Here is a 16,090-nt window from a genome sequence, read left to right on the forward strand (position 1 = left end):
TATATTGGATATTAGTTAATTTGAGTATCTTTAAATTTGGTAAACATTGCTTCAAATTCTACCATAACATTACCCGTTGGTCCGTGTCTTTGTTTTCCAATAATAAGCTCTGCTAGATTTGACACTTCATTCATTTTTGCTTGCCATTCAGCATGCTCAACAGTTGCAGGTCTAGGCTCTTTTCTCTCTAAGTAATAGGCCTCTCTATATACAAACATTACAACGTCAGCATCTTGTTCAATTGATCCAGACTCTCTTAAATCTGATAACTGGGGCTTATGATCATCTCTTTGTTCTACTGCTCTTGACAACTGTGATAGAGCAATTACTGGAAGCTTAAGTTCTTTTGCCATTGCCTTAAGTCCTTGAGTGATTTCAGAAATTTCTTGAACTCTACCATCTCTATTATTTCCAGATCCTCTCATCAATTGAATGTAATCTACAACAATCAAGTCTAAACCAAATAATCTTTTAATACGTCTTGCTCTGTTGCTCATAGCAGCAATACTGATAGCTGGCGTTTCATCTATATATAAAGGAAGTTCAGAAATATTCTTTGATGTCTCAATAAATTTATCAAATTGCTCATCAGAAATTCTTCCACGTCTTATATCGTTTGATTTAATTCTAGATTGTTCTGCTAAAATTCTAGTTGATAATTGTTCAGAAGACATCTCTAATGAGAAGAAAGCTACTGCAGATTTCTTTCCACTTTCTTGTAGTTTTTGAGCAGCATTAAAAGCTATGTTTGTTGCTAAAGCAGTCTTACCCATTGAAGGTCTACCTGCAATAATAATTAAATCTGAATTATGAAGCCCACCCAGTCTATCATCTAGGTCTCTTAGACCAGTAGGTACACCAACGATCCCCTCATCATTTTGATAAGCAGCTGAAGCCATCTCAATAGTTTGTTTCATCGCTTCATCAAATTTAATAAGTGATGAATTGAAAGAACCTTTTTCAGCAAGATCAAATAATAACCTTTCTGAATTTTCAATTATATTTTGGCCATTAACATCAAGTGCATTTAGTTTTGCAGCGTCAATAGTATTTTCAGATATTTTAATTAATTCTCGTCTGACGAACATATCATAAATAATTCTTGAATATTCTATTGCTTGTCTTGGAGGAGTAGAAAATTTTGTAACTTTTACTAAATACTCAGGAACATTTAACTCGTCTTTTTCATTTTCAAAATAATTTTTTAAAGTTATGGGGTTTGCAAGCATCCCTTTGTAAATTAGGCTTTCAATTGCTGAAAAAATACTTTGATGCATTGGGTCATAAAAGTTAACACTTGAAACGATAGTATTTATTTCATCAAACGTTTCATTTTGAACTAGTATTGATCCAATTACAGCCTGTTCTGCTTCAATATTGTTTGGAAGTTCTTTAAAAGTATCTTTAACTAGACTGAGGTTATTTTCCATGAAGAAATCTTATCTTAATTAAGATTTAAAAAAATAAAAAATATATGCTGGGGAAAAAATTGTATAATTATTGAATAGTATCAGCTGTAACTACATTAATAGTAATTTCAGAATCTACTTCAGAGTGTAGAATAATTTTAACCTTAAATTTACCAATTGATTTAATTTCAGTTATTGGTTGTATCATTGAAGGTTTAATATCTAGTTTGTCATTTTCTAATATCAGTTTTGAAATTTCAGTTGGTTTAACTGATCCATACAATTCTTTATTTTCAGTGCTTAATTTTTTAATTTCGTATTCTTTATTGTTAATTTGTTCAGAAATTTTTTGAGCTTCTTTTTTCTTTTCAGTATCTTTTTTACTTAGCTCAGATTTAATCTTTTCAACTTCTGCAATATTTTCTTTTGAAGCATAAAGAGCTTTTTTATTTGATATTAAGAAGTTTCTGGCAAACCCTCTTTTAACATCTATGATTTCTCCAATAGATCCAATTCTTCTTAAGTTTTCTAAAAGTATAACTTTCATTTAAATTAACGCTAAATTTCTAGCTCTCTTAATAGACAGAGATAGCTCTCTTTGTTTTTTTTGTGAAACATTCGTAATTCTTGATGGTAAAATTTTACCATTTTCAGACATATATTTTTTTAACAATCTGATGTTTTTATAATCAACTTCTGGAGCACCCTTAGCAGATAAAGGGCAAGTTTTCTTAAATTTATATTTATTAGGCTGAAAGATGCTTAGCTTTGCAAAATTACTTTGACTACCTTTCTTTTTATTTCCTGCTCTTTTTTTTGATGGCATAATTAGTCTCTATTATATTCTTTTTTATATTCTTTTTTTTCGTATTCATCTTTCTTTGAAAAATATTTAGCCTCTAAATTAAACTTTTTAACTTTAACTGTCATATATCTTAGAAGATTTTTATCAATTGCTTCATTTTTTTCTAATTCATCAATAATTTTTCCAGGACCTTTAATCTTAAAGTGCATATAGATACCCTTTTTATTCTTTTTAATAATGTAAGCTAAATTTAACAAACCCCAATCTTCAGTTTGTACTATTTCTCCTTCATTTTTTTCAACTATTTTAGAATATTTTTCAGTTAATTGCTTAACTTGCGCTGGGCTGGTATCTTGTCTAGCAACTATTGTGTGTTCGTATAAATTCATAATTGTTCTTTAATAAAAAGTGAGGATATACTATTATAATTATTGAATTACAACACTTAAAACCATAATAAATTTTAGATATTTAAATGTTTTCTGTTATTTTTCCAGGTCAAGGCTCACAATTAGTAGGAATGGGTAAAGACCTACATGCTAAATATAGCTTAGTTCAAGATCTATTCAAGGAAGCAGATGAAACTCTTGGTTTCTCACTATCAAATCTTATTTTAAATGGTCCTAAGGAAGAATTAGACTTAACTGAAAATACACAGCCAGCAATATTTTTGCTGAGTTACTCAATATTTAAGTTAATTAAAGAAGAGTTTAAAATTGATTTAGATAAAGCAAAATTTTATGCAGGACATTCTTTAGGAGAGTACTCTGCACTAACCGCAGCAGGGTCATTGTCATTTTCAGATACTTTAAAGATTTTAAAAATTAGAGGTAATGCGATGCAAAACTCTGTTCCAAAAGGAGTGGGTGGAATGGTTGCAGTTTTGGGTTCTGAAATTGAAATAATAAAAAAAATTATTGATGAGAATAAAGATAAATACGAATGCTTTATTGCAAATGACAATTCTGTAGGTCAGATCGTTTTAAGTGGAAAAATTGAAGACCTAGAGAAAATTATGGTTGATTTGAAAGCTTCAAATATTAAAAATATTAAATTACCAGTTAGTGCTCCGTTTCATTGTAAATTGATGAATAACGCAACACTTGTAATGAAAGAAGAAATAGCAAAATTAAATTTTAATGAACCTAAAAACATCCTTATTTCAAATGTAACAGGAAAAGAAATATCTAATTCGAATGAACTAAAAGAATTACTAGTTAAGCAAATTGAAAGTAGTGTTCGTTGGCGTGAGAGTGTTTTGTTAATGATTGAGAAGGGTGTTACAGAGTTTATTGAAATAGGACCAGGCAAAGTTTTATCTGGATTAATAAAGAGAATTGACAAAAATGTTAAAGTTAGTGCAATAAATTCAGAAGAGGATATAAAGTTAATTAATATCAATGAGTAGTTTAAAAGATAAAAATATTATAGTCACAGGTGCTTCAGGTGGAATTGGCAATTCAATAGTTGAGAAGTTAAACCAAAATGGTGCAAATATTTTAGCTACTGGTACAAGAATTGAAAAACTAGAAGAGTTAAAAGAAAAATTTAATAATATAAAAATACTTAAATTTGATATTTCTCAACATGATAAAATCGAAGAATTTATAGAAAATGCTACCAAAGAACTAGGTGGATCCTTAGATTGCATTGTTAATAATGCAGGCATTACAAAAGATAATTTAACTATTAGAATGAGCTTAGAAGAGTGGTCAAAAGTTATAAATATTAATTTAACCTCTACATTTCTAATGTGTAAATATTCGATTAAAAAAATGCTTAAAAATAAATCTGGAAAAATTATCAATATAACCTCTGTTGTTGGGCATACTGGTAATGTTGGACAAGCAAACTATACTGCATCTAAAGCAGGTATAGTTGCAATGTCAAAAAGCTTAGCTATTGAATATGCAAAAAAAAATATTAATGTTAATTGCATATCCCCAGGCTTTATAAGCACTGCTATGACAGATCAAATAGATGAAAAATTTAAAGAAACAATAATTGCTAAAATTCCATCTAATAGACTGGGTAAACCTGAAGATATTGCTAATGCAGTTAATTTCTTAAGCTCAGATCAGTCAGACTATATTAATGGAGAAACATTGCATGTTAATGGAGGCATGTATTTGGGTTGACAAAACTACTTTTTGAACTATTAACGAAATATAACAAAAAGGAACATTATGTCAGAAGATATTTCAAGCAAAGTTAAAAAAATTGTAGCAGATCACTTAGGTATTGATGAAGCTAAAGTATTAGACGATTCAAGCTTCATAGACGATCTTGGAGCAGATAGTTTAGATACAGTTGAGTTAGTAATGGCTTTTGAAGAGGAATTTGGTTCAGAAATTTCAGATAGTGAAGCTGAAAAAATTCTTACTGTAGGTGACGCTGTTAACTTTATAGCAGGAAAAGCAAACTAGAAATTAAATGTCCATAAAAAAAGATGGGATAATGGTAATTTTATCATCCCCATCTGGGGCAGGTAAAACAACTTTAGTAAAACTGCTCTCTAAGAATAAAAATTTTCATATTTCTATTTCTCATACCACAAGAAAACCTAGACTAAACGAAATTGCAGACAAAGATTATTACTTTGTTGATCATGATAAATTTGAAAATTTAATAAAAAATGAAGAATTCTTAGAGTACGCAAAAGTATTTAATCATCTTTATGGAACAACTAGAACACCAGTAATTGAAAAATTAGAAAAAGGTGAAAATGTAATATTTGATATTGATTGGCAAGGAGCTGATCAAATCAAGAATAAAAAATTAAATTATAAATTAATTACTTTTTTTATTTTACCTCCTAGTAAAGAGATACTATTTGAAAGACTATCAAATAGAGACATGAAAGATAAACTGATAGTAGAAGAACGTATGAAAGAGTTTAGTAGAGATGTTTTGCATTGGATTAATTATGATTATGTAATTATTAATGATGATCTAGAAGAGTGTTATTCTAAAATTAGCAGTTTAATTGATGCTGAAATTAACAATGGTTCGAAAGACTATGATAAAGATTTCATTAGAAAACATGTTGAAAAACTAACCTCTTAAATCTTCATATTCTTTTACAAGTTTAAAATATACATCTGGCTCAAGGTTTTGAGGTCTAAGATTAAGATCAATACCGAATTTTTCTGCAACTTCTTTTCCATTATCAAAAACTTGGTTAAAGGGTTTTTTTAACATTTTTCTTCTTTGGCTGAAGAATATTCTAGTAATTTTTTCAAGGTTTTTAGGATCCTTTAATTTAAAAAAATTTTCTTTGGGAGTGAATAAAAGTAAAGAACTATCTATTTTAGGTCTTGGTGAAAAGCTTTGTGGTTTAATGTCTAATATCTTTTTTACATTTAATTTCCAGCTAGATAAAATGGATAGTCTGCCATAATTAGAGTTATTAAATTCAGATATAATTCTATCAGCAACTTCTTTTTGGAACATTAAAACGAGACTATCGAACCAAAAATTTGAGCCAATATTAAGAATCCATTTAGATAAGATTTCTGTTGATATGTTATAAGGTAAATTACCAAAGACAGATAGTTTTTGATCCGAGATAGTACTTTCAGATACTTTTAAGATATCATCATTGATGATTTTAATTTCCGTATCAAACTTTTCCTTTAGTAATATGGCTAAATCATCATCTTTTTCTACAACATAGAGTTTCTTTGGTTTTTTTTTTAAAATGTATGTGGTTAGATTTCCACTACCTGGTCCAATTTCCAAGACTTCCTTGTTAGTAATATCGGTTATGGATACAATTTTTTCAAGCACCTCTCTATCTATTAAGAAGTTTTGTCCAAGGCTTTTTTTTGCTTTTACGAACACTTATTTATCCAAAAACTTTAAGGCCTGAATTAAGCTTTTTGGATCAGATAAATTTTTACCCAACATTGAATAATTTGGACCATGATCTGGAGAGATTCGAGTAAATGGTAGACCTAAAGTAATATTAATTGCATCAAAACCAAATAAAGCCTTCATAGGAGAAAGTACTTGATCATGATACATACCAATAATTACATCATATTTCTTTAATAAAAATTTTGTAAAGATAGTATCAGCTGGAAATGGACCATTAATTTTATTATTTTTTAATCGTAATTTCTTAATAGCTGGAATTATAACTTTATCCTCTTCAGAATTTTGAAAATTACTTTCACAGTGGGGATTTAACCCAGTTATTGCAATCCTTGGTAGTTTATTAAATTTTGTTTTATAAAATTTATTAATCAGGTTAACTTGAGTATATATTTTTTGTTTTGTTATTTTTTTATGAACATCTTTTAAAGCAAGATGGGTTGTAAGAGGACTAACAGATAAATTTTTATTAAATATTAACATTGCAACATCTTTTTTTTTGGTTTTCTTTGCAAGATATTCAGTGATACCTAAAGTTTTACCTTTTAAAAAAGACTTTTTGGAAACAGGACCATTGATAAATTTGGATAAATTATTTTGTTTCATAAAATTTAAAGCAACTTTAAAAGTTTCATCTATGTACTTATTTGACTTACTAGTAATTTTTTCAAAGCATTTTTTAAATTTATAATCAACATTAATTAAATTAATTTTTTTATTAGTTAGTTTGGAGAAATCTTTTAACTCCTTGTCAATATCATTTATTTTGAAATAAAAATCTAATTTTTTCATCTGTTCTTGAAGTAATTTTTTAGAAATAATGATTATTAAGGGTGACTTATAAATATTAGTTTTTAAACTTTTAAAAAAAATTTCTAAAAAAATACTGTTGGGCTCTCCACCCACTATTATTATTGGTTCCTTACCCATTAAAATCGAGATTCTTTTTGATCTTGTTATAATAAATTTTTGAATATTGATTCAACTGTCTGTTACGTTCATAGTTAATTGCTTTTTTTAATTCATTTTCAATATCAATAGTAGTTTCAGAACTTTTTATATTTATTAATTTTAATATTAATATACCGTTTGATAAAATTATAGGTTTTGTAAATTCTCCCACTTTTAAGCTGCTTATATTTTTTCTAATATTATTATTAAGTGAATTTTCATTGATCCAACCAATATCACCACCAATTTTAGCTGAATCAGAAAAACTATATGTTGCAGCACTATTTTCAAAACCTATTTCATTTATGCTTTTAACAACTTCTTTATATTTTTTTTCGATCTCTTCTTTGTTTTTAACTTCAAAGATAATTTCAGATAATTGATATTCTTTTGATTCAATTTTGTTATTTTTTAGAAGCTCTTCTTTTAATACAGCCTCATTAATTACAACTTTAGATGAATATTTTTTTATAATTAGTTCATTCCACAAAGCATCAATAGTAATTTTTTTTTCGATATCACTTATTTTTAAATCATAATCTTTTAAATAAATTTCAAATTCATTTATTGATTTTAGATTTAACCTTGAATAAATATTTTTTAGTAAAAGTTCAGAATAGTCTTCATTTAATTTTATTTCTTTAAAATTTTTTGATATTTCTATTTTTTTTATCTTCTCTCTTATTATTGATTCGTTAGAAATATTTAATATCTTTTCTTGATCTAACTCTTTTAAAGAATTATTTAGAGCCACAAGATATTTAAATTCATTTTTAATATCAATGTTAGTTATAATTTCGTCTTGAATATTATGAATTATTTTTGTTTCAATTGATTGAGCATGAAAACATATTATGACAAATAAAAATATTAAAATTTTCTTTTTCATATAATCCTATTTTAAAGCCATTTTATCTGGTGAAAAAGTTCCAAGTGGAACAATAGTTATAGAGAAAAATAATTCTTCAACTGGTTTAATATCAGCATCATTATAATAATTCTTCTTATATTTTATACCTGCAACCAAACAATCATTTTTATACTCATACACCAAATCATAGTACTCTGTTAAATCAAGCTTTCGATTTCTTCTTGTGTTAAATGATATAGAATTTTGATCATCAAAGTTATATTTTGTTGTATTTTCAATTATATTTGTACTGCCAACAGCACCTCTTTCCTCTAAATAATCAAAATGAGTAATAAAATTTCCAAATTCTATTTTAGTTATTAAAGAATTGTATTCAAAAGTATTCAAATCATCTGTTAAAGAAAAATTGTAGCCTAATGAAATATTTCTAGTAGGTTTAAAATTAAATTCCCCAAATATATTGGAGTTTTTTTTATTTAAAGTACTACTTGTAGGTATATTCTTTTCTTCATCTAATCTAAAAACTGATGCAAGTTTAAAATCAATATATTCTTCAATTTTATCTATTTTATTATCAACGTTAACTTTTTCTTTTTTGAAGTTTAAGCCCAATGTAATAGACTCACCGGACTCAAATGAGTTTCCTAAACTTAATCGATTAGAAGAAAAAACATTACTAATATCAATTCTTCTAGACTCGTTTTTATTATTTTTCATTTCATGGGGGCTAAACCTTAAAGACAGCTTTGGTTCTAAAGTATCGAATGTTGTGGAATTTTTTTTAATTAGTGGCAATGAAGCATTATATGTATATGCGCTCATTAATTCTGATTGTGGACTATTTTTATATGTAGGGTTATTTTTACCAACAGTATTGATATTTTTCAAAGCAATTTCAAAATTTGTTTTAATTCCATTATCAAAGAATTTACTTAAAGCAGAGTAAATTAAATCATTTGAAATTGTAGATCCAACAACATTCGTATCATTTAAAGTGTTATTTCCATATGAATTGAGATTAAAACTGCCATCAATATTATTAAAACTAAAATTTTTTGAAAAATTATAACTAGGTAGTACATATTGATATCTATCGCTATTGGAGCCATTTAAAGTTTCGTACATTTCAAATGAGGTTGTTAGATCATAGCTCTCATGCTCTAGATCAAATTGAATTTTAGATTCAAGCACACTATTGTCATCTAGTAGAAGGGGGGATTGTAAATCAAATAACTTCAAATAGTTATCATTTGATACTTTTTGATAGTTAATTTGAAGCATGCTTTTTTTGAAGTTGTCCAACGACAAATCTACTAACGTATTAGTGAAAAGATGAGACCTTGTACCCCCCTTGTCTTGAGCGCTAGAGTTATGGCCATTAACAAGGCTAAAATCGGCTATTGTAAGTGAATTCTTTGTTTTTTGTCTATACTCATTTTGTAATAAAAATTTATTATCTTCAAAGAGTCTTGGTTTTATTGTTAGGTCTTTATCTTCAGATATGGCCAAAAAATATGGCACATAAACTGAGCTACCAAGATTGTTTGAGCTGCTAAATTCAGGCTTTAAAAGACCAGATTGTCTTTTTACAGATGGGTCTGGATGAAAAAATTTAGGAAAATAAACAACGGGAAAATCATATATTTCTAACCAAGCATTTTTATAATTAATTTGTTTTTTAATTTTATCATGGTGAATTTCATCTGATGTAATTTTCCAGGGGGGACATTTATCTGTTTTTTTACATGATGTAAAAACACCTTTTTTAAAGTAGGTATTAATCTTGTCTCCAAATCCTGAAACTGCACTTATTCTTGGATCATTCTCGTTATCCCCGAATAAATCTTTGTGGAAGTTTGCAGTAATATCTTTTCCTAAAAATTCATTTTTTTTTAAGTCAAAAAAACCAGTTTTAAGAAAAAATTCATCACTTTTATTTTCTTTATCACTAGTTATAGCTACTATATTTTCACCCTTAAGAATTTCTTGATTAATAGAGTATTGAAACTGCTCAAGTTTATAAGTATTAGACTCATTATCGGTAATAATTGCATTTTTTTTAGATGATAAAATCATCTTATTTTTAAAAAGAATTAAATCAAAACCTTCAATATCGTATTTATTTGAAATTTTAATTAATGTTTTACCTACTGTGAAAATTTTTTCTTCATTCTTAAGATAAAAAATTTGTTGAGCGTTAATGGTTATGTTGTTATTTAAATCAAAAAGCTGAACATCACCATTTGCTTCCAGTCTATTGATTTCTTTTAAATACTCAAAGTTGTCTGATATTAATTTAAGCTGACTATCAGTTCTAATTGTACCTCTGTTATTGCCTTTATATATATTTCCATTTTCAGTAATTTCTAAATCAGAAATTTCAAAAATAAATTCTTCTCCAAGAACTCGACTAAAATTAGATATAGTAAATAAGATCACAAGAAAGAAAGCTATAAATTTATTTTTCATTTAACTTTATTATAGAGATGAAATTTATTATTGATAATATAATTAAAGGCAAAAAAATTGAAAGTGTTACAGGAATTTTTTCATTTGTGCCTAGGACACTTAAAAAATTATTAATATAGTAAATAATTACAGACAAAAAAATCCCTAATGTAATCTTATAAAAGGTATTTTTTTGGTAGCCAATGTTAAACATAATAATAGCAGAAAAAATTGTAATTAGAGTTAAGTAAACTGGATAAGAGACAATTTTCAATAAGTGAGAATTTATATCAGTTACAGAATAATTTAAAGACATATAACTTTTTCTTAATGTAATTAAATCAATTATACTTAAAGAAGAAAGGTTTGAAAATAAGCTATTTATTTTTTGTAAGTCAAAATTTGAATGTAATATCAATTCATTCAAAGTACTTTGTGAATTACCTTTTAGAGTTATTGGATTAAATATTTTCCATTTTTTTGATGTAATATCAACTCTTTCACTTTGTAATACTTCAACTAAATCAAAATCTTTATTGAACTTTGTTATGGAAACATTGAGTAAAAATTCATTGTTGACCTGGCGGGCATTAATTATGTTTATATTGTCATTTATTTCATCTTTGATCCAAAGACCATTTTCAGTGATAACAGCTAAATACTTATTATCACCTGAATAGTTATTTTTAATTAATAGATATGAGTTTTTTAAAATAGATGATCCGTTATAAAAAAAAATAACCATAATAATGCCAAGAATGAATGAATATAAACCTAAAATTTTTATGATTTTTATATTATTTAAACCAGAGTACTTAAAGACCTGTAGTTCATTTTTGTCAATAAGATGAATAAAAAATACTTGAGTGCCCAACAAAAAAATAAAAGGAAGTATTTCAAATAAGACCGAAGGTGTATTTAATAAAGACAAAAAGAAAAGATAAAAAAAACTTAAATCTATATTTTTAAAAAATTCAATTTGTTCAAGGATATTTGTAATTAAAATGATAATAAAAAAAGTAATAAAAATTTTTAATAATGAGATGTTAAAAAGGTTAATTAAAAATTTAATATAGGTTTTCATACTTTATTAATTTTTAATTTTATTACAAAATAGAGATAGATAATTAATGTTAAGATTAATGGAAAAATTGAAAGAAATATGTTCTGCATTAAATTCGTACTTATTAATTTTGAAGATGATTCTAAAAAAATAATAAAAAGAAAAGCAAATAAATAAATCTTAAATTTATTAATATTAAATGAATGGTCACTTTTAGATTTTAATATAAATAAAAGCGAAATTGAAATTAGAAAAGTTATATATAAAGGTTTTACCAATCTTGAGTATAGCTCTTTATAGACATTCTTTAAATTATCTAATCTACAGTTTTTAATATTTTCTATTTCTATATTTGTAGAATTAATTATTGAACCATTAAAAAATAAAGAGCATTTAATTAAATTTATTGTTTTTGCTTCTTGTGTCTTTTGGTAGGTAATTGTGTTAGAATTAAATTTTGAAATATTATAATCAGTTTTTGAGAATTCAAATTCTGAAATTTTCCCATTTATGACATTGATAGATTTACCATCATATAATGTTAATATCTTTTTATTATTGTCTATATTTACTATTGCAGTTTTAGCAAAAGTAGTTTGTGAGTTATTAATATCTGTTTTTTCATTTAAGAATATATTTATTAATTCACCTTTTTTATTTTTTTCATCAAAGTAAATTGTCAAATTTCCAATAATATCTATAAACTTTTTAGGTTTGAGAACACTTTCAAAAAAATCTAAGTTAGATGATCTTATAAAGGATCTTGCTTTATCTTGAGCAAAAGGAGTTATTACAGCATTCAATAATAAACTAATAAGTACGAACCAGAGAGAAAATTTTATAAAAAAATTTATAAAATTAATTTTTTTAATTCCAAAATTCCAAAATATAACTAGCTCATTTTTATTCTCATACTTTAATAATATGTATGAAAATGCCAAAAATATAGCAAAGGGAAAAATTCTACTAATTATTTTAGGAAAGCTAAGTAATGTATATTTAAAATATACAAGAAAACCATGACCGTCCTCTATAACAAAATCGAGATAATTAACTGCCTGCAATACCCAAATAATTATACTGATGGTAAATACAACTAATAAGAAAAAATTTACACAATCTTTAGATAATTTTTTATAAACAATTTTTTTCATTGAAATACAGTAAATTAGCTCTTATATACCACTCAACTCGCATAGAGTGTATTTAAAATTTATGACTATTCAAATTAATTACAAAAAAATAAGTTCAAAAAAAGACTTAGCCAACCTTGTCTTATTTGTTGATGAAAAATTCAATATTAACAATTTAAAAAAATATCTATCAAATTTAGAATTTTCTTACATATCTGATTTATTAAAAAATAGTGATTTGAAAAAAGATTTACTTTCTTTTGAAGTTAATTCAAAAAAGACAGTATTTTTAGTATCCATTAAGAAAGATATAAAAATATCAGATATAGAAAATTTAGGAGCTAAATTTCATAGTTATATTAATAATGATAAGAAAAAAGAATACTTTGTAAATTCAGATACGATTAATAATAAAATTAAAAATTTTGTTGGTTACTTTCTGCATGGACTCAAATTAAAATCATATGAATTTAATATTTATAAATCTAAAAAAAACAAAGAAACTGTTCTCATAAATGTTATAGGAAACAAAAATAAAATATCTATTCAAGATCATTTAAGATTTAAAGCTCTAGAAGAAGGAAGTTTTTTTGCAAGAGACCTTGTGTCTGAACCAGGTAATGTTTTACACCCTGATGAATATGCAAAAAGAATAAATACACTTAAAAAATTTGGATTGAAAATAAATATCTATGATGAAAAAAAATTAAAAAAACTTGGAATGAATGCGTTACTTGGTGTAGGGCAAGGTAGTATTAGAGGATCATATCTTGTAACAATGGAATGGAATGGAGCAAAAAATAATTCTAATCCTTTAGCTTTTGTTGGAAAAGGTGTTTGTTTTGACACTGGAGGTTACTCTTTAAAACCAGCAAAGTTCATGGAAGACATGACTTATGATATGGCAGGCTCAGCTACTGTGGTGGGTTTAATGAAAAATTTAGCAATAAGAAAAGCAAAAATAAATGCTGTTGGTGTTGTAGGGCTTGTTGAGAACATGGTTAGTGGAAACGCACAAAGACCTGGAGACATTGTAAAATCTTATAGTGGTAAAACAATAGAGGTATTAAATACAGATGCTGAAGGTAGATTAGTTTTGGCTGATGCTTTAACTTTTACTGAGAAAAAATTTAAACCTAAGTTTATGGTTGATCTAGCAACTTTAACAGGTGCTATTATAGTTTCATTAGGCTCTGAATATGCAGGTCTATTTTCAAATGATGATAAATTGTCAAAACAATTATTAGAAGCGGGTGATAAAGTTGAAGAAAAATTATGGAGAATGCCATTGCATAAAAACTTTGACAAACTTATAGACTCAAAAAATGCAGATATGCAAAATATAAATTATGTAGGTGGCGCAGGATCCACAACTGCAGCACAATTTTTACAAAGATTTATTTTAAATAAAACACCTTGGGCACATTTAGATATAGCTGGTATGGCATTTTCAAAATATGGTGGTGCTTTAAATTCAGGTGGTGCAACTAGCTATGGAGTAAGATTATTAAACCAACTAATAGAGGATAATTATGAGTAATATAGAACAAACACTATCAATCATTAAACCTGATGCTGTTGAAAGAAATTTAGATAATGAAATCAAAGAAATGTTTACGGATAAAGGTTTTAAAATTATTAAAGATAAAAAAATTCAGATAACAAAAGCAGAAGCAGAACAATTTTATAAAGTTCATGAAACTAAACCTTTTTATAATGATTTATGTGCTTATTTGTCTTCAGGCCCAATTGTCGTGATGATACTTGAAAAAGAAAATGCAGTTTTAGGAAACAGAGAATTGATGGGTGCAACTAAACCAGAAGATGCTGCAGAAGGAACTATAAGAAAAAAATATGGAATTTCTATTGATAAAAACTCTGTACATGGTTCTGATAGTGTTGAAAATGCTAAAATTGAAATTAATTTTTTCTTTAAAGATTAATTAAATAATTTTTTTATAGCCGCTGGATAGAGCTTGTGCTCTTGTTTTAGAACTTTTTTAGCTAAAGAAATAGAAGTATCTTTTTTTGAAATTTTAACTTTCTTTTGCAGAATTATTTTTCCTGAATCAAGTTTCGCTGTTACAAAATGAACAGTACAACCAGCTACCTTATCTTTATTTTGTATTGCTTTAAAATGAGTATCAAGCCCCTTATACTTTGGCAGTAAAGAAGGATGTATATTAACTATTTTTCCACTAAATTTTTTAATAAAACTTTTAGATAAAATCTTCATAAAGCCTGCAAGGCAAATAAACTTTATATTTTCTTTTTTTAATAAATTTAATATTTTTGTTTCAGCTATTTTATAGTTTTTAAAGCTTGATACATATTTTTTAATATTAAATTGATTTGAAAATTTTAAACCTTTGGCTTTTGAAGTATTTGAAACAATTAAATCTATAGATATAGGTGAATTTTTTATTTTAGAAAATTTTATTAAATTTTTTAAATTACTTCCAGTTCCAGATATAAATACTGCTGTTTTAATCTTTTTAGGACCAGTCAATTTTACCATGAAGTTTTACTTTATATTTTCCTGCAGTTATTTTTCCAATAACATAGGGTTTAAATTCCTTTGTAAAAAATTTAGTAATTTTATTTAAGTTTTTAGGATTAACTATTAAACAAAAACCAACTCCACAGTTGAATGTTTTTAACATTTCCTCATCATCAATGTTATTTTGCTTCAACCATTTAAAAATTTTTTTAGTTCTAACTTTATTTAAATCTATATCAGCGACTAATTTATCTGGAATAACTCTCTTAATATTATCTGCTAGGCCACCTCCAGTAATGTTTGCACATCCATTTAAAAGATTGTTATCAATTAAATTTAGAACTTCTTTGACATAAATTTTTGTAGGTCTTAGTAATTCTTTTTTTAAAAATGAATTATTTTTTAAATTAATCTTTTTTTTATTAAGCACATGTCTAACTAAAGAATAACCATTTGAGTGAACACCACTAGATGGTATAGCCAGCACTAAGTCATTTTTTTTTATATTCTTCTTTGATAGTATTTTCTTTTCATCAACCAAACCTACCGCAAAACCTGCTATATCGAATTTACCTTTTTCATAGGTACCTGGCATTTCTGCTGTTTCGCCACCAACCAATTCACAGTTTGAAATTTTACAGCCTCTTACTATTCCTTTGAGGATCAATTTTAATTTATTTAAATCAATTTTATTAATAGAAATATAATCTAAAAATAAAAGTGGTCTTGCTCCTTGAACAATTAGGTCGTTTACACTCATAGCAACTAAATCAATGCCAATTGTGTCATATTTATTGAGTAAATTGGCAATCTCTACTTTTGTACCAACACCATCAGTGCAAGCTACAATTTTAGGATTTTTAAGATTTTTTGGAATATTAGTTATAGAGCCGAAGCCACCAATATTATTAAACTTTTTTTGGCCTTTTTTGTTTGATGATATTGACGATATAAATTTAACAAAATTATCAGCAGCATTTATGTTTACACCACTTTTTTCATAGGTAAATTTTTCTTTTTTCATTAGTATAGTA

At 26.2% G+C, this 16,090-nt stretch carries 18 protein-coding genes; 6 read left to right on the forward strand and 12 right to left on the reverse strand.

The features are described 5' to 3' along the window. Nucleotides 1-11 precede the first annotated feature (11 nt). The 4 genes from SAR11_RS03550 to rpsF form a co-directional block, all read right to left on the reverse strand. Nucleotides 12-1,430, reverse strand: a complete 1,419-nt coding sequence (locus SAR11_RS03550) for a replicative DNA helicase (protein ID WP_006997211.1) — start codon at nucleotides 1,428-1,430, stop codon at nucleotides 12-14. 67 nt (nucleotides 1,431-1,497) lie between these two features. Beyond that, nucleotides 1,498-1,956, reverse strand: a complete 459-nt coding sequence (gene rplI, locus SAR11_RS03555; RefSeq protein ID WP_006997210.1) for a 50S ribosomal protein L9 — start codon at nucleotides 1,954-1,956, stop codon at nucleotides 1,498-1,500. After that, nucleotides 1,957-2,235, reverse strand: coding sequence for a 30S ribosomal protein S18 (gene rpsR / locus SAR11_RS03560; RefSeq protein WP_006997209.1), 279 nt, complete (start codon nucleotides 2,233-2,235; stop codon nucleotides 1,957-1,959). A gap of 2 nt (nucleotides 2,236-2,237) precedes the next feature. Then, the gene (gene rpsF, locus SAR11_RS03565; RefSeq protein ID WP_006997208.1) at nucleotides 2,238-2,603 is read right to left on the reverse strand and encodes a 30S ribosomal protein S6; all 366 of its coding nucleotides are present in this window, start codon (nucleotides 2,601-2,603) and stop codon (nucleotides 2,238-2,240) included. 86 nt (nucleotides 2,604-2,689) lie between these two features. Here rpsF and fabD point away from each other — a divergent pair, with 86 nt between their 5' ends. From fabD to gmk, 4 genes are read left to right on the forward strand one after another with little or no spacing between them, the layout of a single operon-like run. After that, nucleotides 2,690-3,622, forward strand: a complete 933-nt coding sequence (fabD, locus tag SAR11_RS03570) for an ACP S-malonyltransferase (RefSeq protein WP_011281881.1) — start codon at nucleotides 2,690-2,692, stop codon at nucleotides 3,620-3,622. Continuing rightward, nucleotides 3,615-4,352, forward strand: a complete 738-nt coding sequence (gene fabG, locus SAR11_RS03575; RefSeq protein ID WP_011281882.1) for a 3-oxoacyl-[acyl-carrier-protein] reductase — start codon at nucleotides 3,615-3,617, stop codon at nucleotides 4,350-4,352. Before fabD ends, fabG begins: the two co-directional genes overlap by 8 nt. A gap of 48 nt (nucleotides 4,353-4,400) precedes the next feature. After that, nucleotides 4,401-4,640 (forward strand): acyl carrier protein, encoded by a 240-nt coding sequence (locus SAR11_RS03580; RefSeq protein WP_006997205.1) that lies wholly within the window; start codon nucleotides 4,401-4,403, stop codon nucleotides 4,638-4,640. 7 nt (nucleotides 4,641-4,647) lie between these two features. Beyond that, nucleotides 4,648-5,280 (forward strand): guanylate kinase, encoded by a 633-nt coding sequence (gmk, locus tag SAR11_RS03585; RefSeq protein WP_011281883.1) that lies wholly within the window; start codon nucleotides 4,648-4,650, stop codon nucleotides 5,278-5,280. Here the strand turns inward: gmk and rsmA are convergent. The 6 genes from rsmA to SAR11_RS03615 are packed head-to-tail and all read right to left on the reverse strand — an operon-like array spanning nucleotide 5,269 to nucleotide 12,577. Next, the gene (rsmA, locus tag SAR11_RS03590) at nucleotides 5,269-6,057 is read right to left on the reverse strand and encodes a 16S rRNA (adenine(1518)-N(6)/adenine(1519)-N(6))-dimethyltransferase RsmA (protein WP_011281884.1); all 789 of its coding nucleotides are present in this window, start codon (nucleotides 6,055-6,057) and stop codon (nucleotides 5,269-5,271) included. The two genes, gmk and rsmA, sit on opposite strands and share 12 nt — an antisense overlap. Further along, nucleotides 6,058-7,020 (reverse strand): 4-hydroxythreonine-4-phosphate dehydrogenase PdxA, encoded by a 963-nt coding sequence (pdxA, locus tag SAR11_RS03595; RefSeq protein ID WP_011281885.1) that lies wholly within the window; start codon nucleotides 7,018-7,020, stop codon nucleotides 6,058-6,060. It abuts the gene before it with no gap. Continuing rightward, nucleotides 7,013-7,930: a peptidylprolyl isomerase gene (locus SAR11_RS03600; protein WP_006997201.1), complete on the reverse strand. Its 918-nt coding sequence runs from the start codon at nucleotides 7,928-7,930 to the stop codon at nucleotides 7,013-7,015. The genes pdxA and SAR11_RS03600 overlap by 8 nt, the downstream gene beginning before the upstream one ends. 6 nt (nucleotides 7,931-7,936) lie before the next feature. Then, a complete protein-coding gene (locus SAR11_RS03605; RefSeq protein WP_006997200.1) occupies nucleotides 7,937-10,381 on the reverse strand; it encodes an LPS-assembly protein LptD in 2,445 nt (814 codons plus the stop codon). Next, a complete protein-coding gene (locus tag SAR11_RS03610) occupies nucleotides 10,371-11,444 on the reverse strand; it encodes an LptF/LptG family permease (protein WP_006997199.1) in 1,074 nt (357 codons plus the stop codon). Before SAR11_RS03610 ends, SAR11_RS03605 begins: the two co-directional genes overlap by 11 nt. Further along, nucleotides 11,441-12,577 (reverse strand): LptF/LptG family permease, encoded by a 1,137-nt coding sequence (locus SAR11_RS03615; RefSeq protein ID WP_011281886.1) that lies wholly within the window; start codon nucleotides 12,575-12,577, stop codon nucleotides 11,441-11,443. Before SAR11_RS03615 ends, SAR11_RS03610 begins: the two co-directional genes overlap by 4 nt. Before the next feature lie 61 nt (nucleotides 12,578-12,638). On the opposite strand from SAR11_RS03615, the gene SAR11_RS03620 reads away from it, so the two are divergent. Continuing rightward, entirely contained in the window at nucleotides 12,639-14,096 is a 1,458-nt protein-coding gene (locus SAR11_RS03620) for a leucyl aminopeptidase (RefSeq protein ID WP_006997197.1), read from the forward strand. After that, the gene (gene ndk, locus SAR11_RS03625; protein ID WP_006997196.1) at nucleotides 14,089-14,499 is read left to right on the forward strand and encodes a nucleoside-diphosphate kinase; all 411 of its coding nucleotides are present in this window, start codon (nucleotides 14,089-14,091) and stop codon (nucleotides 14,497-14,499) included. Before SAR11_RS03620 ends, ndk begins: the two co-directional genes overlap by 8 nt. Here ndk and purN read toward each other — a convergent pair. Both purN and purM read right to left on the reverse strand, forming a co-directional pair. Further along, the gene (gene purN, locus SAR11_RS03630; RefSeq protein ID WP_011281887.1) at nucleotides 14,496-15,074 is read right to left on the reverse strand and encodes a phosphoribosylglycinamide formyltransferase; all 579 of its coding nucleotides are present in this window, start codon (nucleotides 15,072-15,074) and stop codon (nucleotides 14,496-14,498) included. The two genes, ndk and purN, sit on opposite strands and share 4 nt — an antisense overlap. After that, a complete protein-coding gene (gene purM, locus SAR11_RS03635) occupies nucleotides 15,052-16,080 on the reverse strand; it encodes a phosphoribosylformylglycinamidine cyclo-ligase (protein ID WP_011281888.1) in 1,029 nt (342 codons plus the stop codon). Before purM ends, purN begins: the two co-directional genes overlap by 23 nt. Between the last annotated feature and the right edge of the window lie 10 nt (nucleotides 16,081-16,090).

Source organism: Candidatus Pelagibacter ubique HTCC1062, assembly GCF_000012345.1.
In the GTDB taxonomy this organism is placed as follows: domain Bacteria; phylum Pseudomonadota; class Alphaproteobacteria; order Pelagibacterales; family Pelagibacteraceae; genus Pelagibacter; species Pelagibacter ubiqueversans.